Source organism: Pontibacter mucosus, from assembly GCF_003054055.1.
Lineage (GTDB): Bacteria > Bacteroidota > Bacteroidia > Cytophagales > Hymenobacteraceae > Pontibacter > Pontibacter mucosus.
Genome location: NZ_QBKI01000003.1, coordinates 437,166 through 458,032, shown reverse-complemented (window position 1 = coordinate 458,032; position 20,867 = coordinate 437,166). Strand labels below are relative to the sequence as shown.

At 52.5% G+C, this 20,867-nt stretch carries 22 protein-coding genes; 11 read left to right on the top strand and 11 right to left on the bottom strand.

Annotated elements, in window-relative coordinates:
• Positions 1 to 47: 47 nt before the first annotated feature.
• Together C8N40_RS08320 and C8N40_RS08315 are read left to right on the top strand one after the other, a co-directional pair.
• Positions 48 to 977 carry a DnaJ C-terminal domain-containing protein gene (locus C8N40_RS08320; RefSeq protein WP_108211311.1) on the top strand — a complete coding sequence of 310 codons (930 nt, stop codon included), beginning with the start codon at positions 48 to 50 and terminating at the stop codon, positions 975 to 977.
• A 30-nt stretch (positions 978 to 1,007) separates the two neighbouring features.
• Complete coding sequence (locus C8N40_RS08315; protein ID WP_108211310.1) at positions 1,008 to 1,364, top strand: hypothetical protein; 357 nt, start codon at positions 1,008 to 1,010, stop codon at positions 1,362 to 1,364.
• Here the strand turns inward: C8N40_RS08315 and C8N40_RS08310 are convergent.
• A complete protein-coding gene (locus C8N40_RS08310; protein ID WP_108211309.1) occupies positions 1,351 to 2,100 on the bottom strand; it encodes a pseudouridine synthase in 750 nt (249 codons plus the stop codon). The genes C8N40_RS08315 and C8N40_RS08310 overlap by 14 nt on opposite strands.
• Positions 2,101 to 2,568: 468 nt before the next feature.
• Between C8N40_RS08310 and C8N40_RS08305 the strand changes: the two genes are divergently transcribed.
• The gene (locus C8N40_RS08305) at positions 2,569 to 2,769 is read left to right on the top strand and encodes a hypothetical protein (protein WP_108211308.1); all 201 of its coding nucleotides are present in this window, start codon (positions 2,569 to 2,571) and stop codon (positions 2,767 to 2,769) included.
• Between the two features lie 3 nt (positions 2,770 to 2,772).
• On the opposite strand, the gene C8N40_RS08300 is transcribed toward C8N40_RS08305, so the two are convergent.
• Both C8N40_RS08300 and C8N40_RS08295 read right to left on the bottom strand, forming a co-directional pair.
• Positions 2,773 to 3,033: a hypothetical protein gene (locus C8N40_RS08300; RefSeq protein WP_108211307.1), complete on the bottom strand. Its 261-nt coding sequence runs from the start codon at positions 3,031 to 3,033 to the stop codon at positions 2,773 to 2,775.
• A gap of 16 nt (positions 3,034 to 3,049) precedes the next feature.
• Complete coding sequence (locus C8N40_RS08295) at positions 3,050 to 3,466, bottom strand: hypothetical protein (protein ID WP_108211306.1); 417 nt, start codon at positions 3,464 to 3,466, stop codon at positions 3,050 to 3,052.
• A 178-nt stretch (positions 3,467 to 3,644) separates the two neighbouring features.
• On the opposite strand from C8N40_RS08295, the gene C8N40_RS08290 reads away from it, so the two are divergent.
• The 3 genes from C8N40_RS08290 (at position 3,645) to C8N40_RS08280 (ending at position 5,981) form a co-directional block, all read left to right on the top strand.
• Positions 3,645 to 3,932 carry a GIY-YIG nuclease family protein gene (locus C8N40_RS08290; RefSeq protein WP_108211305.1) on the top strand — a complete coding sequence of 96 codons (288 nt, stop codon included), beginning with the start codon at positions 3,645 to 3,647 and terminating at the stop codon, positions 3,930 to 3,932.
• Between the two features lie 115 nt (positions 3,933 to 4,047).
• Complete coding sequence (locus tag C8N40_RS08285) at positions 4,048 to 5,046, top strand: cation diffusion facilitator family transporter (RefSeq protein ID WP_211318061.1); 999 nt, start codon at positions 4,048 to 4,050, stop codon at positions 5,044 to 5,046.
• A gap of 5 nt (positions 5,047 to 5,051) precedes the next feature.
• The gene (locus tag C8N40_RS08280; protein WP_170114053.1) at positions 5,052 to 5,981 is read left to right on the top strand and encodes a ketopantoate reductase family protein; all 930 of its coding nucleotides are present in this window, start codon (positions 5,052 to 5,054) and stop codon (positions 5,979 to 5,981) included.
• A 239-nt stretch (positions 5,982 to 6,220) separates the two neighbouring features.
• Here C8N40_RS08280 and dprA read toward each other — a convergent pair whose 3' ends face one another.
• Positions 6,221 to 7,339, bottom strand: a complete 1,119-nt coding sequence (dprA, locus tag C8N40_RS08275) for a DNA-processing protein DprA (RefSeq protein WP_108211303.1) — start codon at positions 7,337 to 7,339, stop codon at positions 6,221 to 6,223.
• A 21-nt stretch (positions 7,340 to 7,360) separates the two neighbouring features.
• On the bottom strand, positions 7,361 to 7,708 hold the full coding sequence (locus C8N40_RS08270; protein WP_092098229.1) for a MerR family transcriptional regulator: 348 nt from the start codon (positions 7,706 to 7,708) through the stop codon (positions 7,361 to 7,363).
• A gap of 202 nt (positions 7,709 to 7,910) precedes the next feature.
• On the opposite strand from C8N40_RS08270, the gene alaS reads away from it, so the two are divergent.
• The 3 genes from alaS to C8N40_RS08255 all read left to right on the top strand — a co-directional run bounded on the left by alaS (position 7,911) and on the right by C8N40_RS08255 (position 13,210).
• Positions 7,911 to 10,547 carry an alanine--tRNA ligase gene (alaS, locus tag C8N40_RS08265; protein WP_108211302.1) on the top strand — a complete coding sequence of 879 codons (2,637 nt, stop codon included), beginning with the start codon at positions 7,911 to 7,913 and terminating at the stop codon, positions 10,545 to 10,547.
• A 66-nt stretch (positions 10,548 to 10,613) separates the two neighbouring features.
• Complete coding sequence (gene gatB / locus C8N40_RS08260) at positions 10,614 to 12,071, top strand: Asp-tRNA(Asn)/Glu-tRNA(Gln) amidotransferase subunit GatB (protein ID WP_108211301.1); 1,458 nt, start codon at positions 10,614 to 10,616, stop codon at positions 12,069 to 12,071.
• A gap of 2 nt (positions 12,072 to 12,073) precedes the next feature.
• Positions 12,074 to 13,210, top strand: a complete 1,137-nt coding sequence (locus C8N40_RS08255; RefSeq protein ID WP_108211300.1) for a TlpA disulfide reductase family protein — start codon at positions 12,074 to 12,076, stop codon at positions 13,208 to 13,210.
• A gap of 103 nt (positions 13,211 to 13,313) precedes the next feature.
• Here the strand turns inward: C8N40_RS08255 and C8N40_RS08250 are convergent, their stop codons facing one another.
• The 3 genes from C8N40_RS08250 to C8N40_RS08240 all read right to left on the bottom strand — a co-directional run bounded on the left by C8N40_RS08250 (position 13,314) and on the right by C8N40_RS08240 (position 15,223).
• Positions 13,314 to 13,952 (bottom strand): hypothetical protein, encoded by a 639-nt coding sequence (locus C8N40_RS08250; RefSeq protein WP_108211299.1) that lies wholly within the window; start codon positions 13,950 to 13,952, stop codon positions 13,314 to 13,316.
• A gap of 6 nt (positions 13,953 to 13,958) precedes the next feature.
• Complete coding sequence (locus C8N40_RS08245; RefSeq protein WP_108211298.1) at positions 13,959 to 14,492, bottom strand: acyl-CoA thioesterase; 534 nt, start codon at positions 14,490 to 14,492, stop codon at positions 13,959 to 13,961.
• A gap of 71 nt (positions 14,493 to 14,563) precedes the next feature.
• Complete coding sequence (locus C8N40_RS08240; protein WP_108211297.1) at positions 14,564 to 15,223, bottom strand: protein-L-isoaspartate(D-aspartate) O-methyltransferase; 660 nt, start codon at positions 15,221 to 15,223, stop codon at positions 14,564 to 14,566.
• Positions 15,224 to 15,454: 231 nt separating this feature from the next.
• Between C8N40_RS08240 and C8N40_RS08235 the strand changes: the two genes are divergently transcribed.
• Positions 15,455 to 16,042 (top strand): riboflavin synthase, encoded by a 588-nt coding sequence (locus C8N40_RS08235; RefSeq protein WP_108211296.1) that lies wholly within the window; start codon positions 15,455 to 15,457, stop codon positions 16,040 to 16,042.
• Between the two features lie 97 nt (positions 16,043 to 16,139).
• Here the strand turns inward: C8N40_RS08235 and C8N40_RS08230 are convergent, their stop codons facing one another.
• From C8N40_RS08230 to C8N40_RS08220, 3 genes are all read right to left on the bottom strand, one after another.
• Complete coding sequence (locus tag C8N40_RS08230; RefSeq protein ID WP_108211295.1) at positions 16,140 to 16,604, bottom strand: DoxX family protein; 465 nt, start codon at positions 16,602 to 16,604, stop codon at positions 16,140 to 16,142.
• A 421-nt stretch (positions 16,605 to 17,025) separates the two neighbouring features.
• The gene (locus C8N40_RS08225) at positions 17,026 to 19,293 is read right to left on the bottom strand and encodes a TonB-dependent receptor (protein WP_108211294.1); all 2,268 of its coding nucleotides are present in this window, start codon (positions 19,291 to 19,293) and stop codon (positions 17,026 to 17,028) included.
• A 154-nt stretch (positions 19,294 to 19,447) separates the two neighbouring features.
• Positions 19,448 to 20,143 carry an SIR2 family NAD-dependent protein deacylase gene (locus C8N40_RS08220; protein ID WP_108211293.1) on the bottom strand — a complete coding sequence of 232 codons (696 nt, stop codon included), beginning with the start codon at positions 20,141 to 20,143 and terminating at the stop codon, positions 19,448 to 19,450.
• A 272-nt stretch (positions 20,144 to 20,415) separates the two neighbouring features.
• Between C8N40_RS08220 and arr the strand changes: the two genes are divergently transcribed.
• Positions 20,416 to 20,862, top strand: coding sequence for an NAD(+)--rifampin ADP-ribosyltransferase (arr, locus tag C8N40_RS08215; RefSeq protein ID WP_108211292.1), 447 nt, complete (start codon positions 20,416 to 20,418; stop codon positions 20,860 to 20,862).
• Positions 20,863 to 20,867 lie beyond the last annotated feature (5 nt).

Here is a 20,867-nt window from a genome sequence, read left to right as displayed (position 1 = left end):
AAACAACTGCCGTAGTGGGAAACGTATGAAATAGAAAACTGAGAAGTATGGACTACAAGGACTACTATAAAATCCTGGGCGTTGACAAGAAAGCACCGCAGGCGGAGATAAAGAAAGCCTACCGTGCTTTAGCCAAGAAGTATCACCCGGATAAAAACAAAGGCGACAAACAGGCCGAGGAGAAGTTTAAGGACGTGAGCGAGGCTTATGAGGTGCTGGGCGACGAGGAGAAACGTAAGCAGTATGATCAACTGGGAGCTAACTGGCGACAGTTTCAGCAGGGCGGCACAGGCGGTCAGTACTACGGCGGGCAACCGGGCGGCGGTTTCCGCGGCTACCAGGGCGACTTCAGCGATATCTTTGGCAGTGGTGGCGGTGGCAGCGGCTTCTCCGATTTCTTTGAGCAGTTTTTTGGGGGCGGGTCGCGCGGCGGTTTTGGTGGCCATAGGCCCACAAAAGGCCAGGACTACCAGGCCGATATGGAGATAAGTCTGCAGGAGGCTTATGCCGGAACCAGTCGCCTCCTGAACGTGAATGAGCAGCAGCTGCGCATTACCACCAAGCCCGGCGTTTCGGACGGACAGGTGCTGCGCATCAAGGGCAAGGGAGCACCGGCACCAGGCGGAGGCACGGCAGGAGATCTCTACATTAACGTGCGCGTACTGCCCGACCCGCGTTTTGAGCGCAGCGGCGACGATTTGACCACTACCTTACCCGTAGACATGTACACAGCCATACTCGGCGGCGAGGCCCAGGTGCCCACCATGAGCGGCCAGGTGCGGCTGAAAATACCGGCCGGAACCCAGAACGGCAAAACGCTACGCCTGCGTGGGAAAGGGATGCCCCATTACGGACATGCCAGCCAACACGGCGATCTTTACGTAAAGATAGAGGTAAAACTGCCCACCAACCTCAGCACAGAGGAGCGCGACCTGCTGGAGCGACTCCGGGAACTGCGCAAGGCGCGGGCAGTCTGATTGTTTGCGAACCTATAGCCAAACGTTGCCATGTTAGTAACCATTGAACAAACGCGCACCTACGCACCACTGGAGAATTTTCTGGAGAGCCTCGCCGAGAAAGACCTGACTTGCTATGCCTCAGACCTGCTGCAACAGCAAGGCTGCGAAAGTATGGATGAGCTGAGCCATGCCATCAGGCGCGCTTCTGAAGTATGCAGCTGCATGCACGTGCCCCTGCATGAAAACTTCAAACCGGTTTACCGATCCCGTAACGGGGAGGTGGTGCAGGATTGGCGCCTGTCACCGATGGCGTACATGCTCACCATGCTCAACGCCGACTCCAAAAGCGAGGTGGTGGCGCGAACACAGCTCGAAATGGTGCGCCGGTTCCTTAACAAAGTGTAGCATCAGGCAACGGCTGTGGCAGGGCTTCCTGCTCGGCCAGCACACCTTCCCAACCAAACTGCCGGCACAAGCGCAGCATGTTTAGCGGTAGCTGTGCTTTTATACTGGTATCCGCCCCGGTAAACGGATGTACGAAGCGAAGCTCGGCGGCGTGCAGCAGCAGGAAAGGGCTATCCAACTCTTCCAGAAACATCTTGTTGTGGCGCCAGTCGCCGTGGCGTTTGTCGCCGATGATGTAGTGGCGCAGGTGGGCAAAATGCTTGCGTATCTGGTGCATGCGGCCGGTTTCAGGTTTTATCCTTACCAAACTGTAACGGGAGGTCTGGTAGCGCCCTACGGGTATTTGTAGCTCCACAGTGGCCAGGCGGTTGTAATGCGTTACCGCATCCTGCGGCTCCTTGTGCTGGTGGTCTTTGTCCGGGCGGATGGGATTGTCTATGGTCCCGGCTTCAGGAGTATAGCCTCGCGCAATGGCAAAGTATGTTTTATCCGGCTCCCGGGCCTCAAAAGCCTGCACTATGGGCGCAGCCGCCTCCGGCGATTTGGCAAAAAGCAGCACCCCTGATGTTCCGCGGTCGAGGCGGTGGATGGTGTAGACATGGTAGCCCAATTGGTCCCGCAGCAGTTGCAGGGCAAACTCCTTCTTCTCCTCGGCAATACGCGTGCGGTGCACCAGCAAACCGTTTGGCTTGTTGATGGCTACATACTGCGCATCCTCATAAATTATCTCTAGCACCTATACTTCGTTTTTCGGCAAAGATAGGCAAACCAGACGTTATAGGGAGGCTGAAAGTATAAATCCCCAGGACCATCGACTTTATACCGATACTGTACAAGCTGCGCGCCTTAGCTTGCACCCTCGCTCGCCTCTGGCGAGTGTGCATGATTTGGTGGCGTCCCGCCATTTATACTTATACTTATACTTATACTTATACTTATACTGTAAAACTTAAAATGACCAAAGGCCGCCCTATAGCTCACACTCGCCAGAGGCGAGCGAGGGCACTGATGTACGCCATACTGACCTAGGAAATGGTATTATACTTCTATTATGCTTCTATACTATATACTTTCTGGCATGCGAGACAGCGGCTGTGGGAGAAAGCGGCAAGTATAAATTCAACAAAGTATAAACTAATGTAGGCTGATTTGCCACTAGGCCTCGTATATTTGTCTCTCACGTTAACAGCAGACAGGGCAGGGTATGGCTATCTCCATTGATAATTTACGTAAAGGCAAAAAGTATAAACTCACCAACCACGGCGAAACCTTTGAGTTTCAGGTGCTGGAGATGCCCACCGAAAACGAATACCGCGTGAAAGACCTGCTCACGCTGGATACCTTCCTGCTCCACGACCTGCTAAAGTATGGCCGGGGCAAAGACTTCGACCTGGAGGAACTGTAGGAGTTAACTGCGGCTGACTCTTCCCTTTAACTCCCAGTGGCTTTTCAGGATAACGTTGCCCTGCGGCTGGCGCACGATAGTGCGTACGTAACGCTCGCCGGCTATACTTCCGTCTTCATTTCGTTTCCCGATAAACAGCGTAACAGGCTCACCCAATTCGTTTGTAATAAAGGTAATATCCTTGCCTCCATACTTCTGATTGTGGCGATGGTTCGGCTCGTATTCTTTCGCTAACAGCTTCTCTAGCTTAGGGTTCAGGGGCATGGCTGTAAGTTCTAGTTTAAGCGAATTGTCGTGTTCCGTGCTGCAGCCAGCTCATAGCCTCCGCTCTGTTATAAAATACCCGGAACTCCAGCGAAGCCTGTTGCTGCTGGCTCAGAAACTCAAACATTTTATACGACACGATTTCCTGAAAGGCATCAGGCGGAATAACCCGGGCATAGCGTTCCAGTTTCAAACTTCCAATAATATCGCTGCCGTAGGCGGATACCCAATGCTGCAGGGCCATCGCCAGGTTTATCCCCATTGTGTTATCGGAGAGGTAATACCGCAGTTGCTCCTGCGCGGCAATCTCCAGGCTAAGTTTGTAGGCATGCTTAAACTCCTTATCCGACGGCTGGCGTAGCCAGTTCACTTCCAGCAGGCTCTCCGGACGGTGCAGGCTTATCGTTACGTAGTTTTTTCTAAGGATTTCCATAGGCAAAATCAGACAGGGCGCGTTGAGTTAAATCATACTTACGCAGCTGGCAGCAGGAAGTATAAAATAGAACAAAAACATGCTATAACCTTACCTGAATTAATTTGCCCAAACCAGCCGCAGGTTTAAACGCAGGAGCCGGTGCCACGTATATGTAATCCGTAAAAGGAGGTATGATATGATGCAAGGAGAGCCACATTACTTTGTCTATATCTTTGGCGACCAAACCCACCAGAGCGTGGAGATAGGCGTAGCGGGAGACCTGTACAAGCTCACCCATACCCAGGCTGTACCCGGACCAGAAAGCAAAACGGCCAGGCTGGTATACTATGAGCATTACAGCGCCGAAAGGGATGCCTTACACCGCCAGGAACAGCTCCAGCACGACAGCCGCGACCACGCCATCTACCTCATCGAGTCGGTGAACCCGAACTGGCTGGACCTCAGCGACACGCTCGATAACTAAGGTCTCAGGCAACTTTAACCCGCTGCTTACGGTTAGGCAATTGCGGCCTGTCTTTGTATCTTTACCACAGGCAGAGGTTGCCGCAGCTAGTTTTCCCTGAACGATAAAGCATAGTTTGAGAGCTAAATTCAATAGCCTGAGCGAGAACATCCGGCTACAATTGTTTGTGGTGTTGGTGGGCCTGCTGTTGCTGGTAACCAAGTTCACCGCGTTCGTGCTCACCAACTCCAACGCCATTTTAACAGATGCTCTGGAGTCTATCATCAACGTGGTGGCAGGGGCATTCTCGCTCTACAGCCTGTTTCTCTCGGCCCGCCCCCGCGACGAGAACCATCCCTACGGCCATGGTAAGATTGAGTTTGTGGCTGCCACACTGGAGGGATCGCTTATATTGGTGGCCGGAGGCGCCATCATCTTCAAGTCTATCGCCAACCTCATAAACCCTGTGCCGCTGCAGCAACTGGATGTGGGTATTATACTTACCGCAGCGGCTGGTCTGGTTAACTACGCGGTTGGTTTTGTAACCGAGCGGAGAGGCCGGCAAAACAACTCCCTGGTGCTGGCGGCAGGGGGCAAGCACCTCAAATCCGACGCCTATTCAACGGCAGGCATCCTCATCGGGTTGCTTTTGATCTACCTCACCGGCATGGTTTGGCTGGACGGCGTGGTGGCTATCATTTTCGGGTTAATTATCGGGTATACCGGCTACCGCATTCTGCGCTCCTCCATTGCCGGCATTATGGATGAGGCAGACTATGAGCTGCTGCAGCGTATCGTGCGGGTACTCAACGAGAACCGCCGCGAGAACTGGATAGACATCCACAACCTCCGCGTCATCAAGTATGGCTCCACGTTGCACATCGATTGTCACTTAACCGTGCCCTGGTATCTGAACGTGCAGGAGGCCCATGACGAGGTAGAGGCGGTTGCTCAGGTAGTACGAGAGCAGATTGACCCGAGCATCGAACTCTTTATTCATACCGATCCCTGCATCATGCCGTCCTGCGCCATCTGTTCCAAGGCTAACTGCGAAGTGCGCCGGCAGCCATTCCAGGAGCGCGTAGAATGGGACTTCGAAAAAGTTATTGCAGACCGCAAACACGGAACTTATTAAAACACATGAAAAAGTATAGAATCGCCGTAGTGGGCATTGGCGGCGTGGGGGGCTACTATGGTGGCCTGCTGGCGAACCGCTTTGCCAACGATGAGAAACATGAGGTTGTTTTTATAGCAAGAGGCAAACACAAAGAGCTAATAGCACAGCAAGGGATGAAATTGGCGCTGGATGGGGAGGAGCTGGTGGTCCGGCCAAGTATGGTAACGGATGAAACAGGCGACCTTGGCCATTTTGACCTTGTCCTTTTCTGTGTCAAGAGCTACAGTCTGCAGCAGGTGGCTGAACAAATGGCTCCTAATATCGGACCTGATACTGTTATACTTCCTTTACTTAACGGTGTGGAAAGTATAGCCTACCTGCAAGAGCGGTTTCCGGAGGCACAGGTGCTGTGGGGTTGCGTGTACATCATCGCCAGTATAAAAGAACCCGGCGTGGTGCAGGTGCAGGGCACGTATAACCGCTTGATCTGGGGCAACCCGGAGCTTCCTGAGCAAACGCTGCAGCGAATCAAAACCCTTTTCAGCGAAGCCGGGATAAACCACGAACACTACGGGCAGGAGGTGAAAAGCAAAGTATGGGAGAAGTTCTCGTTCATCTCGCCGGTGGCCAGTCTTACTTCGCTCACGCACCAAACCATGGGCCAGATAATGGAGAAGCCGGAACTGGCAGCGCAACTGCAGCAACTGATGCAGGAACTGGTGCAGGTGGCTCATGCCAAGGAAATCTCCTTGCCCGAAGACATTATAACGCGAAACCTGGCGGTGGTGGAGCGGATGCAGCGGGGTGTCACTTCCTCAATGGAGCGCGATTTCGCCCAGGAAAAAGAAACGGAACTGGAAAATCTGACCGGCTATGTGGTGCGCGAAGCCCAAAAGTATGGCGTGCCCGTGCCACAGTATGAGCAGGTGTACCAAGAACTCAAGGGTGTTTGAATATTAAATGATTCCTCGCTCGCCTCCGGCAAATGAGAAGTATAAAGCGGCCTCTGGCCGTGCTTATCTGCTATAGTTTACGTTTTTTATACCTGCTGCCTACAGTGGCGAGACGCCACCAGATTGCACACACTCGCCGGAGGCGAGCGAGAGTAGTAACTTTAAAGTCGTCTCTACCTGTGCTGTTTCCAGTAAAATCTGTTATTCGAATAACGATTAACGAACAACGGGTAACGACCCTAAAGAAGCATAAACCTTTTCCCTGGCAGGGCTTTTACCACCCCTTTAAACTCCAGCCCCAAAAGCACCGAGGCTAAGTGGCTTATCGGCACCTGCGCCTTCCAGCTGAGGTTGTCCATATGCTCTTCACGGGTTTGTTGAAGCACTTGCAGTACCTTCAGCTCGTCTTCATTAAACTCTGCGGGATCGAAAGAAACTTTAGAGGACTTTCGGGCGGCTGCTTCGTCCTGCAAATCCCAGTTCAGTAGCTCCACCAGGTCCTGCACCGAAGTATAAGCCACGGCTTTGAGCGATTTAATCAGGTGGTTGGTGCCTTCCGAGACAGGGGAGGTGATGTTGCCCGGAACAGCCATTACTTCCTTGTCGTAGCTGTGGGCAATGTCGGCGGTGATGAGGGTGCCGCTTTTCATGGCCGCCTCCACCACAATGGTGCAGTCGCTCATGCCGGCGATGATGCGGTTACGGGCCGGAAAACGCGGGGCGTCCGGTCTGGTACCAAAAGGGTTTTCGGTCAAAAGGCCACCCTGCGTCAGCATCCGCTCGGCATACTTGCGGTGCACGGCCGGATATACGGTTTCCGGTCCGCTGGCCATCACGCCCACGGTGGGCAAACCCGCCTGCAGCGCCGCCCGGTGCGCCACAATATCCACACCATAGGCAAGGCCACTCACGATCAGCACGTTGTAGGGTTTTAAATCTTCTACAATGCGCTCAGTTACCGTTTGGCCATAGGTGGTTATCTGCCTGGTACCTACCATGCTGATGATGCGGCGCTGGTTGAGGTTGGCGTTGCCCCTGAAGTATAGCAGCGTGGGCGCATCGGGGATTTGCTTGAGCCTATCAGGGAACTTGGGCGAAGTATAAAACAGCAGTTGCACCTCCAGTTCCTCTGCCCGTCTCACCCATTCTTCGGCTTGTAGTAAAGTGGTTCTGGCATTCTCCTTTATACTTTGCACAAGCTTAGGCCCAACGCCCGGCACCTTCTGCAATTTGGCGAGCGGCGCTTCGAACACCGCCTTGGGCGAGCCGCAATAACTCACCAGCAGGCGCGTCAGCTGCGCGCCCACGCCTGGCAAGCGGGTAATGGCTACTTCGTAAATGTTATGTTCTTCCACCATAGGTAAAGAACTACGAAGCTTTTAGGCTTTGGTATTCAGTTGGTCTTTAATGCCCTGCAAAAATGCCTTCACCTTCTCCAGCGACTCGATGATCTCCATCTTGTCCTTTGCCTGTACGGGCTTGTTTTTCATCACCTCCCGGGCACCCTGTATGGTATAGCCGCGCTCTTTTACCAGGTGATAGATGGTGCGCAGCGTCTCGATGTCTTTGGGCGTGTACTGGCGGTTGCCTTTCTTATTCTTTTTGGGGCGGATTTGCTCAAATTCCGTCTCCCAAAAGCGGATCAGGGAAGGGGCTACATCGAACATGGTGGCTACTTCACCAATGGTATAATACTGTTTCTCTATCTCTTTTTCCTTATACGGCATAATAATGGCTTGTTTGGGGAGGTGCGAGGAGCTAATTTTAGGGCGAAATGTTACTGTTTCCGGCTAAAAATGCTACTTTTGCCTCTAATGTGCTATCCGGTGCGCGCTAAAGGTATGGCGTTACCGATTGGCAAAAATTAGATATTTTTCTCTCTTAAACAACAAGTATAGCACTTAGTATCTAAAGGCTTAACACTCATACATGAACTCAGCTGAGATTAGACAAAAGTTCCTGGACTTCTTTGCCTCCAAACAACACCAGATTGTGCCTTCTGCGCCTATCGTGGTGAAGGATGACCCTACCCTGATGTTTATCAACTCGGGCATGGCGCCATTTAAAGACTATTTTCTGGGCAACAAGCCCGCCCCTTACAAGCGTGTGGCCGATACGCAGAAGTGCCTTCGTGTGAGTGGCAAACACAATGACCTGGAAGAGGTGGGCTATGATACCTACCACCACACCATGTTCGAGATGCTGGGCAACTGGTCGTTTGGAGACTATTTCAAGAAGGAGGCGCTGCAGTGGTCGTGGGAGTTGTTGACGAAAGTATACCAACTGCCAAAAGACAGGCTATACGTTTCCGTGTTTCAGGGCGATGAGGCAGAGAACCTGCCCATGGACCAGGAGGCTTATGATATCTGGAAGACCATGATTGCCGAGGACCGCATCCTGATGGGCAACAAGAAGGACAACTTCTGGGAGATGGGTGATACCGGCCCCTGCGGACCATGCTCCGAAATCCATGTGGACCTGCGCTCTGACGAAGAGCGCGCCAAAGTGGATGGCAAGTCGCTTGTAAATAACGACCACCCACAGGTAGTGGAGATCTGGAACAACGTGTTCATGGAGTTCAACCGTTTGGCCGATACCTCGCTGGTGAAACTCCCGGCACAGCACGTGGACACCGGTATGGGCTTCGAGCGCCTGTGCATGGCCATACAGGGCAAGCAGTCGAACTACGACACCGATGTGTTCCAGCCGCTGATACAGTTTGTGGCCAACGAGGCCGGCGTTAAGTATGGGGAAGACGCGAAAACGGACGTTGCTATACGTGTAATCGCCGACCACATCCGTGCTATTTCTTTTACTATTTCCGATGGTCAGCTGCCGTCTAATAACAAGGCGGGTTATGTAATTCGCCGTATCCTGCGCCGCGCCGTGCGTTACGGCTTCACGTTTCTGGATTTCAAAAAGCCGTTCCTCTACAAGCTGACAGAGGTGCTGGCCGAGCAGACCGCGCATGTATTCCCGGAACTAAAGCAGCAGCTGGGCTTTGTGCAACGTGTGATTGAGGAAGAGGAAAACGCCTTCCTGCGCACGCTGGAGAACGGCCTGAAGCGACTGGATGCGCTGGAGGAGACGTTTAAGCAGAACAACAACACTATCGACGGCAAAACCGCCTTCGAACTTTATGATACCTTCGGTTTCCCGCTGGACCTGACCGCCCTGATTGCCCGTGAAAAAGGCCTGAAAGTGGATGAACAGGGTTTTGGCAAGGAGATGGAGCAGCAGAAAAACCGCTCCCGTAACGCCTCTGCCACCGAGCAAAGCGACTGGGTTATACTTCAGCCGGACGTGGTAAACGAGTTTGTGGGCTACGACTGTGATACCACCGACTCACACATTGTGCGCTACCGCCAGGTAAAAGCCAAGAACAAGAGCGAGTACCACCTGGTGCTCGATAAAACGCCATTCTACGCCGAAAGCGGTGGTCAGGTAGGGGACGTGGGCTACCTGGTAGCTAACGGAGAGCGCGTGGAGGTGCTGGACACGAAGAAGGAAAACGATCTTATACTTCACATCACCAGCAAACTTCCGCAAAACGTAGAGGCTGGGTTCCGGGCGGAGATCGATGCGGAGCGCCGTAACCTGATCCGTAAGAACCACTCGGCTACGCACTTGCTGCACTCGGCTTTAAGAAAAGTGTTAGGGGACCACGTGCAACAGCGCGGCTCTTTGGTAAACGAAAAAATCCTGCGCTTCGACTTCTCGCACTTTGCCAAAGTAGAGGACGCCGAACTGCGCCAGATAGAGCACATCGTGAACGAGCGCGTGCGCCAGGCCATTCCGTTGGATGAGCGCCGCAATGTGCCCATTGACGAGGCGAAGAACATGGGAGCCACCGCATTGTTTGGTGAGAAGTATGGCGACTTTGTGCGCGTGATTACTTTTGGCAGCGATTACTCCGTAGAGCTTTGCGGCGGTACGCACGTGCACAACACCGGCAACATCGGCTATTTTAAGATCATCTCTGAGAGCTCAGTAGCCGCTGGGGTACGACGTATAGAGGCCATCACAGCGGACGCAGCAGAAGAGTACATGCAGCAGCAACTAAATGAGCTGAACGCAGTGCGCGGGGTACTGAACACGCAGAGTAATGTATCGGGCGCAGTGCAGAAAATGCAGGAAGACCTGAAAGCCCTGCAGAAGCAGCTGGAAGCTTTTGAACTGAAGCAGCTGGGCAGCCTGAAAGACACGCTGGCACAGAAAGCACAGCATTTTGATGGCATCAACCTCATTACCGAACGGGTAGACCTGAGCTCGGCCGATTACCTGAAGAAGCTGGCCTTCGACATGCGCCAGGTGGTGGAGAACCTCGTGCTTATACTTGCCGCCGAGATTGATGGCAAGCCACAGATTGCCGTGATGCTGTCGGATAACCTGGTGCAGGAGAAAAACCTGAACGCCAGCCAACTGGTTCGTGAACTGGCCAAGGAAATCAAAGGCGGAGGCGGCGGACAGCCGTTTTATGCCACAGCGGGTGGTAAAGACGTATCTGGCCTAAACGCAGTACCTGCCAAGGCGGTAGAACTGATTAAGGCAATTATTAATGAATAGTTAATAATGAATAATGAGGAATGAACAATTAGTCATTCCTCATTATTCATTAGTCATTATAAACAAATGGATAAAGCGATAAGAGATAAATACCAAGCCATTATTGGTTTAGAGGTACACGCACAGCTGCTCACTGATAGCAAAGCCTACTCCTCCGACTCAACAGAGTATGGCATGCTGCCCAATACCAACCTGAGCGCAATTACGCTGGGCCACCCGGGTACTTTGCCGCGCGTGAACAAGCGTGTGGTGGAGATGGCCGTGAAAATGGGTCTGGCCACAAACAGTGAGATCACCAAGCACAACGTGTACGCCCGCAAGAACTATTTCTACCCGGACCTTCCGAAAGGCTATCAGATCACGCAGGATAAAACGCCTATCTGTACGCACGGCCATATCCTGATCAAAGATGCGGAGGGTAACGAAAAGAAAATCGGTATCACGCGCATCCACATGGAGGAAGATGCCGGTAAATCGATGCACTTGCCAGGAGAGGTGGAAACACTGGTGGACTTTAACCGCGCCGGAGTTCCTTTGATTGAGATCGTATCCGAGCCGGATATCCGCGACTCTGAGGAAGCCTACAACTACCTGACCGAGATCAAGCGCCTGGTGAAATACCTGGAAATTTGCGACGGCAACATGGAAGAGGGCTCGCTGCGCTGCGACGCCAATATTTCGGTGATGCTGAAAGGCTCCTCGCTGTGGGGTACCAAGGTGGAGGTGAAGAACATGAACTCCTTCCGCAACGTGCAGCGCGCCATTGAACACGAGATCGAGCGCCAGATTATGGTGCTGGAGAATGGCGGCAAAGTAGAGGGCGAGACGCGTAACTTCGATGCCAACACCGGAACTACCACGGCCATGCGCTCAAAGGAAACGCTGAACGATTACCGCTACTTCCCGGAGCCGGACCTGCCGCCATTGATAATCGAGCAGGAGTGGCTGGAGTCTGTGAAAGCTGCCATGCTTAGCCTGCCACAGGAGCTTTACAAGAACTTTGTAGAGAAGCTGGGCCTGCCGGAGTATGACGCAGCCGTTCTGACCGATGCCAAGGAAATCGCTTTATACTTTGAAGAGCTCGCCAAGCATACACAGAATTACAAGGCTGCTTCTAACTGGGTGATGGGCCCGGTAAAATCTTACCTTAACGAGCTGCAACTGCACATCAAGGACTTCCCGCTGAAGCCGGAACAAATTGCCCAGTTAATTGCTTTAGTAGATGAGAACAAGGTAAGCCATTCGGTGGCGGCCAAGAAGATCTTCCCCTACCTGCTGGAGCATCCGGAGTACACTGCACAGCGCGTGGCCGAGGAGCAAAACCTGCTGCAGGAGTCAAACTCTGACGAACTAGGGCAGCTAGTGCAGGAAGTACTGGATGAGAACCCAGCCAAGGTAGCCGAATACAAGGCCGGCAAACAGTCGCTGATAGGCATGTTCATGGGCGAAATCATGAAGAAAACCAAAGGCAAGGCCGATCCGAAAGTAACCAACCAGATATTAAGAGAGAAACTAAACGCATAGACATGCTGCATAAGAACCTAAAGTCTATTGTAGTTGCGGTCTCCGCTGCTGCCATACTTGCAAGCTGCCAGGGTAACAAGCCCGCCACCAACGGCGAGAACAGCTATACTATCCAGGGCAAGCTCAGCAACGCAACTCCCGGCCAGATTTACCTGTTTGAGCTGGGTGAGCGTAGCTTCGAACCCCGCGACACCGCCGAACTGAGCGCAGAAGGTACTTTTTCCTTTACAGGGAAAGTGCAGGAGCCGACCTTTTACCGTATCGCGCTGGACCAGCAGAACGGGGTGATGCTGGTGCTGGAAGAGGGCAAGATTGAAGTAGAGGCCGATGCCAGCGACCTGAACGGGACAGCCAAGGTGGAAGGCTCGGAAGAGTCGAAGTTGTTTCTGGAGCTGAACAAGCTGGTGAACGACACCCGTCAGCAGCAGGCAGGGCTGGAGCAGGATTTCGCGAAGGCCATGCAGGAGGGCAACAATGAGGAGGCAGAACGCCTCAGAAGCGAGTACTTCAGGCTGCAAAACCAGATCAAGGAGTTCCTGGCAAAGCACCCGAAATCAGTAGTATCCGCTTTCGGCACAGCCAGCTTGATAGATCCGGTAAATGATTTTGCCTTTGCCGACAGCATGGCTAACCTCTACAACCAGCATATCCCGAACTCAAAGTATACCACCCTGGTAAACGAGCGCCTGCAGCCGCACCGCAGCACCGCTATCGGCCAAATGGCGCCTGACATCACACTGCCAAGTCCGGACGGAAGTACAAAATCCCTCTCTTCGCTACGGGGTAAGTATGTGCTGATCGACTTCTGGGCAAGCTGGTGCGGTCCGTGCCGCAAGGAGAACCCCAACGTTGTGCGCATGTATAACAAGCTGAAAGACAAAGGCAAAGGCTTTGAAATCTTCGGCGTTTCGCTGGATCAGTCAGAGGAGAAATGGCTGGCAGCTATTGAGAAAGACAAACTGACTTGGCCGCAGGTATCGGACCTGAAAGGGTGGGAGAGTGCCGCCGCCGGACTGTACAACGTAACCGCTATCCCGCAAACAGTGCTGCTCGATCCGGAAGGAAAGATCATTGCAAAAGGGCTACGTGGCGAGGAGCTGGAGCAAAAACTGGAGTCATTGCTTCTGGGGCAGAACTAAGCCAAAGCAAAGTATAAACCAAGTATAAAAAGGGCGGCCTCCTGTTTTGGAGGCCGCTCTTTTTATACTTTAACCTTAGGTCTGCAACCTGGATTTATACTTGCTATACCAATCCGAAAGCCCTTTGCAGGGCTCCCCACAGCAGTTTCTTATGCTCTACGTTATGCTCCAGCATGTTCAGCGCCTGCGAGAATACCACCGGCACATTGCCAACGGTAACCGGGTTATAAAGTGTAAAGCGCTCGTGCGGGAGCGAAGTTTCGATGCGGCTGGCAAAGCTGATGATGTAGTTAACCTGTAGCTGTTTTTGCAAGTCCTCAAACAGGGCAATTTCACCGGATACGTTGTTGACGTAGGCTACATCCGATGGCTGCAAGCCAATGGCCGCGAGTATCTTCTGCAGGAACTGCAACTGCGGCAGCTGTACAAACTCGTTTTCAGGAAGCGTCACCAGTACCACCACGCCTTTCCCGTTCTGGCCGGTAACTTTATACTTTTGCGGCTCAGCCACCGGCTCTTTTTTAGGAATCCGGGGCAGCTCGTGCACGCCCTGCTTTACAGGCGCAGGCTCAGGTGCTATAGTTGGTGTGGGAGCAGCTACGGTAGCCGGGGAAGTGGCGTCCACTTCCTCTGGAACTGATTCGGGTACAGGCGCAGCCATATCTCCCTCCACCACATAAATGGTTTCAGTGATAAAGTTCTTCAGAAACTCGTGGCTGATATCGGCCTGTAGCTTAGTCATCTATACTTAATTTTTCTCGTCTTCTTTGATGTCAAAAAGGGAGCGAAGCTCGGTAGCCTCGCGTGGCTTCATGCGGCCAGCCAGCACCAGGCGCAGTTGGCGACGGCGCAGGGCATCGTTATACAACCTGATTTCTTCCTCCGTTTCCGGAATAGCCTCCGGCACATCAATTGGGTTGCCCAGTTGGTCTACCGCCACAAAGGTGAAGAAGGCCTGGTTGGACATGGCTTTCTTGCCGCTCGGGATATCCTCGGCGTACACTACAATGTGCACCTCCATAGAGGAGTTAAAGGCACGGGTAACTTTGGCTTCAAGCGTCACCACGTTGCCTAGTTTTATACTCTCAGCAAACGAAACATTGTCGACAGAGGCAGTTACCACAATGCGGTTTGAGTGCTTTTGCGCCGCAATAGCCGATACAATGTCCATCCAGTGCATCATGCGACCACCCATCAGGTTGTGCAGGGTGTTGGTGTCGTTGGGGAGCACCAGCTCCGTCATGATGACATAGGAATCAGATACTTTCTTTTGTTTACGCATTCCAGATTGTTGTATGATCGGCGCAAAGATACGCTGCCTGCCGCAAAGGATAAAATTATACTTCGGATTGGCTATTCTGCGCCACTCCAACCGGATCGGCCTAACAGAGGCACGAACTTGAAGTCGCTGAACTCTTCTTTGGTGAATTCGTTTTCCTCCACGCGCGTAATGCGCAGCATCTTCTGCAATTTCTCGTCGCCAACCGGAATCACCAGGATGCCGCCTATACTTAGCTGGCGCAACAACTCTTTCGGTACGATGGGCGCACCGGCTGTCACGATAATTTTATCATACGGGGCATAAGCAGGGAGGCCCTGGGAGCCATCGCCATGAAAGGTATGAGGCTTCAGGTTATGCTTGCGGAAAAACAGGCGGGCCTTCTCGTAGAGCGGGCGGTTATACTCTATCGTATACACGTTGGGTGTAATCTGGAGCAATACGGTGCATTGGTAGCCCGAACCGGTGCCAATCTCGAGCACTTTGTCGGTTGGCCGAAGGCGCAGCAGCTCTGACTGGAAAGCCACGGTATAGGGCTGGGAAATGGTTTGTCCCTCGCCAATCGGGAAGGCCTTGTCCTGGTAGGCCTGCTCCAGAAAAGCTTTGTCGAAGAAGAAATGACGCGGTACAGTTTCGATGGCAGCCAGCACGCGCGCATCGCGGATGCCTTTGTCGCGCAGTTGTTTTACCAAAGCCCGGCGCATGCCTTTGTGTCTGTACGTGTCGGTTTGCATGATCTTTAAAACTGTGAGGTCCTTACTGTAACTTTACTGCCCCTTGGGAGGGGAGGTTTGCGAAAATAAGCATCCGGGGGCAATTAATCCCGGTATTCTGCCTTTTTCTCGCTTTTAATTTGCCCTGGCTTCCTGCCATAGCAAGAAACCTGCTAATTTTGGTAAACAAAACTCCCGCGCACTTGCTTTAGCAAAGGCACGGTTTATACTTTCATACTTCAACCCGAGACTATGTTTACAGGCATCATAGAGGCGCTAGGGCGCGTAACCGATATCCGGCAGGAGAACACCAACAAGCACTTTACCCTTACCAGCCCCTTCACGCACGAGCTGAAGATAGACCAGAGTGTAGCGCACAACGGCGTCTGCCTGACGGTGGTACGTATAGACGGGGATGCGTACACGGTAACGGCCATCGACGAGACGCTGAAGAAAACGAACCTGAACGAGCTGCAAATTGGGGATGTGGTGAACCTGGAGCGTTGCATGCTGGCCAACGGCCGCTTTGACGGGCACGTGGTACAAGGTCACGTGGACCAAACAGCGGTATGCGAGGAGGTAAAAGACGAAAACGGCAGCTGGCTTTTTACCTTCCGCTATGATGCCAGCAAGGGCAATGTAACCGTGGAGAAGGGCTCTATTTGCGTGAACGGCATCAGCCTGACGGTTGTAAATTCGCAGGAGGACCGCTTCTCGGTAGCCATCATTCCCTATACCTACGAGCACACCAACCTACACGCCGTAAAGCCCGGCACCACCGTAAACCTGGAGTTCGACATCATCGGCAAGTACGTAGCCAGGCTGCTGGGGAAGGTTTAGTTAATAGTTAATAGTTAATAGATTTTTATACTCCTAAACTTTCTAACTCTCTAACTTTCTAACTCCTAAACTCTCTAACTCCCAAACTCTTTAACTTTCAAAACCTTCTTTCCTGATTGGCCATGGTTTGATCGATGCTGAGCTTGCCGGCACCGCCAACTGCGAGTGCCCAGGCCATGCCTATGACCAGCAGGTGGTACTCGTACCCCTCACCAGCCTGGTTGCCGCCCCAGTTCATGAAGAAGCCGTAGGGTAGGTGTATAGCAAGTATAATCCCCACAAAAAGCCCGATAAAGGCAAGCCCCCACAGGCGCACCCAAAAACCAAGTAACAAGCAGATGGAGCCCACGGCCTCGATGATAATCACAAGCCAACCCAGCCAGCCCGGTAAGCCGGATACTTTCTCGAAAGACTGCATAAAAGCAGCTGGCCCGGCCCCTCCGAACCAGCCTAACAATTTCTGAGCCCCGTGCGGCCACATCATCAGCCCTAGAAAGATGCGCAAAATGGTCAGGCTCCAGGTATCATGTGTAGCCAGAATTCTGTCTTTGAAAAAGGCCATATGCTATACGTGTGGTTATTACTCCACACAGTACGAGAGTTTTATAATATAGGTAAACCAAAGTATAAATCCCCTGCTGCCGAAGCCTACCATTAGGACACAAGTATAACCTACTTCTTCTCCAGCGAGCTTTCAGCTCGTGGTTAACCATAGCCGCAAGCTTTTGGCTTAAAAGAGCTGCCATTTATACTTTCGCCAGTTGAAAACTTGAAGCAGCAAGGCTCTTTAATGCTAATGAACTCACTTTTTATGGCGCGAGTGTCCACGCTCGTGACCGGCTATAGTTGGGCCTCCGGCCAAGTCTTATTACAAATCCAATCTCATATATAAGGCACAGGTTTAAGGGATGTCAATCGTTCAGAGATCCCCTTTTGGGAGGGACAAGGTTGATTGATCCCAACAGAAGTCATATACTTTTAGCTTACATCAACCCAAACTTGAGCCCGAAGTAGAAGGTACGTGGCCGCGCCGGGCCATAGACATAGTTGCTGTCGCGGTAGGGGCCAGTATCGAAGTCATTTTGGTAGGCGTTGAACATGTTCTGCACCCCGGCGCTTAGCTGCAGGTCCTGCTTTATACTTCGGAGGGTGAAGCGGTAGGCCAGTTTCAGGTTGTTTTCAAAAAAGGTGGGGGAAGTATAAAGCTCGTCTTCCACCACGCCGGGCGCTCCGCCGAAGTGGGGTACCTGCATCGGGCCTGTCAGCACACCGCTAAAGGCAGTGGTGAAGCGGCTTTGCGGCAAGAGCGTGAGCACATAGTACCCGTACACATTCGGGGTACGGAGATAATCGCGGGTGCCTTGCAGCTCCGAAGACCAGGCCACGGGTGCATCAAAGGTAGAGCGCTGCAGGGTCAGGCCGCTTTCCAGCTGGAGCTTCTGGTCATAGTTGAGGCGGCCCTCAAGTGTGATGCCCTTCACCGTGGAGTGGCTTCCGTTCCGGCGGAGGAGTTGCTGGTTACCGAGCGCATCGGTGCCGATTTCCTCCAGTATAAATGCATTTTGCAGGCGGGTATAGAAGGCATCCACCGTAAAACCATAGATCATAAACTCACCGGGCTTGTTAAAATCCAGCGAGGCGTTAAAGGCGTTGGACGTTTCCTCTCTTAACTCCGGGTCGAGTTGTATCAGGGAAATGCCGCCTCCGGCGAAGGCAATGTGCAGGTCCGTTTCAAAAGCCTGGGGCGCTTTAAAGCCACGGGCATAGGAAGCGCGCAGCTGCGTGGTGCTTCCGATTTTGTAAAGGGCGCTAAGGCGCGGTGTTAAGATGATGTTGCTAACCCTATTGTGTTTGTTTGCCCGCACCCCGGAAAGTATGGTCAGGGCAGGACTTACCTCCCAGTCGCTCTGCAAGTATAAACCCGTCAGGTTATTCTCCTGGTCTATCAGGTAACCGTAGGCCTCAACCTCATCAAAGGTATCATCGTATTGGTGCTCCAAGCCGGAGGTGAAGGTATTGCTGCCTCCCAGCAAGGTGGAAGTATAGTTATACTGAAGCCCTCCCTGCAGCGTGTTGCTCTTGGTTTCACCCCATCCATCTGACTGATCTATACCCGTGTAGTGCGTACGTTTGGTGTTCTGCCCCGAGCCGTAGACACTGATGGAAGATCGGTCACTCAGGCGACGATCCCAGTTAAAGCCACCTACCAGGATATTGTGTAGGCGATATTCTGCCTGGTCGGCCTGGTCGGCAGGTTTGTCCAGCTTGTTGCCGCCTTTCCGTTCTTCGTAAATGCTCCAGCCGTTTACGTTTACCTGGTCCCGTTCAGAGGGTTTAAAGAAGGCGTTAAAGCCAAAGGAGTTGTTCTTGAGCTGGGATATTTCTGAGAACCCATCCCCGTTCGCATCATAGGCTTCCCGGTCGCGGTGCGAGGCGAAGAAGGAGACACCGGCGTTTTGCTCCTCGTTCACGGCATTCACGTTTGCGTTGAGAAAGTGGTCCCAGGCGGTGCCGTCGATCAGGGAGGAGTTGGTGGAAAGGGTGTAGGTGCTTTCCTTAGGCTCTTTGGTGATGATGTTCACCGTGCCGGCGATGGCGCTGGAGCCGTAGAGCACCGAGCCGCCCCCACGAACCACTTCCACACGGTCAATCATATTGGCCGGAATTTGCTCCAGGCCATACAAACTCATAAGTGAGGTGAAAATCGGGCGGCTGTTGACCAGTATCTGGGAGTAGGAGCCCCCCAGGCCGTTCATGCGTAGCTGGGTGTAGTTGCAGGTCTGGCAATCTGTCTCCATACGCAGGCCCGGTTGAAAGCAGAGCCCTTCAGCCAGCGTATTGGATTGCGTCAGGTTAAAGGTACGGCTGTCGAGCACATTCACGGCCACGGGACTTTCCAACCTCCGGCGCTCCGTGCGCGTGCCGGTCACCACCACCTCGTTTAGCGTGGCGTCTGCCGTCTGAAGGAGGATGTCCAGCGTAACCGGAGCCCCGTCAGATACCTGCACAGCGCGTTGGACCTTTCGGTAACCTATAGCTGAGACTATAAGGTCATACGTTCCGGCAGGTATGTTCTCCAACCTATACTTTCCTTCCAAATCGGTTGAAGTGCCATACCTGGTGTTTACCAGCATCACCGTGGCATAGGGGACAGGCCTCTCGTTTGCCGATACTTTACCGGTGATAGCACCTGTCTGGGCAAGAACAGTGGAGGCCAGGAGCAGGAATAACAGGAGTAATGCATTTCTCATAGTCTAGGATCTTTAAGAGCTATAGTTTGAAACGCAAAACTATACTTTTAGATTTGTCTAAAAAACAAATTTAACAGTTCTCAATAATTCAGCTGCATAAAAAAGCCCTGCCAGCTTTACACTGGCAGGGCTGTAATTCTTCGGGATTACCGTCTTAAGTATACTTTTCACGCAGCAAGGCAGCAATTTTCTGCATGCCGGTGCTGGCCTTTTCTTCGTAGCGGTGCAGATTGGGCCGTTCACGCATGTAAGGCAAATGAGGGTCTACCACAAATATCGGCACACCTTCATCCACGTAATCCACCAGGCCAGCGGCAGGGTATACCACCAGCGAGGTACCAACTACCAGAAAAATATCAGCCTGCAGGGTTTCTTCAATCGCTTTTTCCATCATGGGCACTGCCTCTCCGAACCAGACAATGTTTGGCCTCAGTTGAGACCCGCGCTCACACTTGTCGCCCTTTTTCAATTCCCAGCCTTCGATGGGATACACAAGGCTGGGATCCAGGGTGCTGCGGCTTTCGAAAAGCTTGCCGTGCAGGTGAATGATGTTCGTAGAACCGGCGCGCTCGTGCAGGTCGTCCACGTTCTGGGTGATGATAAGCACGTCGAAATCTTTCTCCAGATCGGCCAGGGCCTCATGCGCCGCGTTTGGTTTAACGGTGTGGGCATTTTTCCGACGCTGGTTATAGAAATCCAGCACCAGCTCCTGGTTCTTTTGCCAGCCCTGCGGCGAGGCTACTTCCATCACGTCGTGTCCTTCCCAGAGGCCGTTGGCGTCGCGGAAGGTTGCGATACCGCTCTCCGCACTGATACCCGCGCCTGTTAGCACCACAAGTTTCTTCTTCATGGCATTCGGTTTATACTTGAAATGGTAAACAGCTATTTATATGTGTTACAGCTACTAAAGTTACGGTACGGCACTTATACTTTGCAAGAAGAGGAGCAAGGTTGTCATCATCCTCAGAGGCACTAATTAAAAAAGGTGTACGCTTTGTTTGCACCTACTTGACAGCTTGTGCGTGGTAGCTGCCTCTCTTTTCCAATAGTTACCATTCCAACTGATATTTACAGGAAATAACTATATTAGTGAAGCGAGAAATTATGACGAGTAGTATAAAAATGGATCATAACAACATCGAAAAAGAACTAGGCGCACCAGCCGCGACACCTTTCGCGCAAACCTACTTCCATGGGACGAAGGCGGACCTCAAAGTCGGTGACCTCATTGAGGTGGGGTACAGTTCTAACTATGGGCAACAGAAAAATGCCAGGTACATTTTCCTGACCGCTACCCTGGATGCTGCTATTTGGGGTGCTGAGCTGGCTACAGGCCCGGGTCGTGAAAGAATCTACCTGGTAGAGCCAACCGGAGAAATAGAAGACGATCCAGACCTGACCGACAAGAAATTCCCGGGCAACCCAACTAAATCATACCGTTCGAAACATCCATTCAGAGTAGTAGGCGAAGTAACCGCTTGGCAGGGGCACCCAATAGAGCAATTGAACGCGATGAAAGCCCATCTTGAAAAACTAAAGGAACAGGGCATCAATTCCTTAAACGACTAAACCAG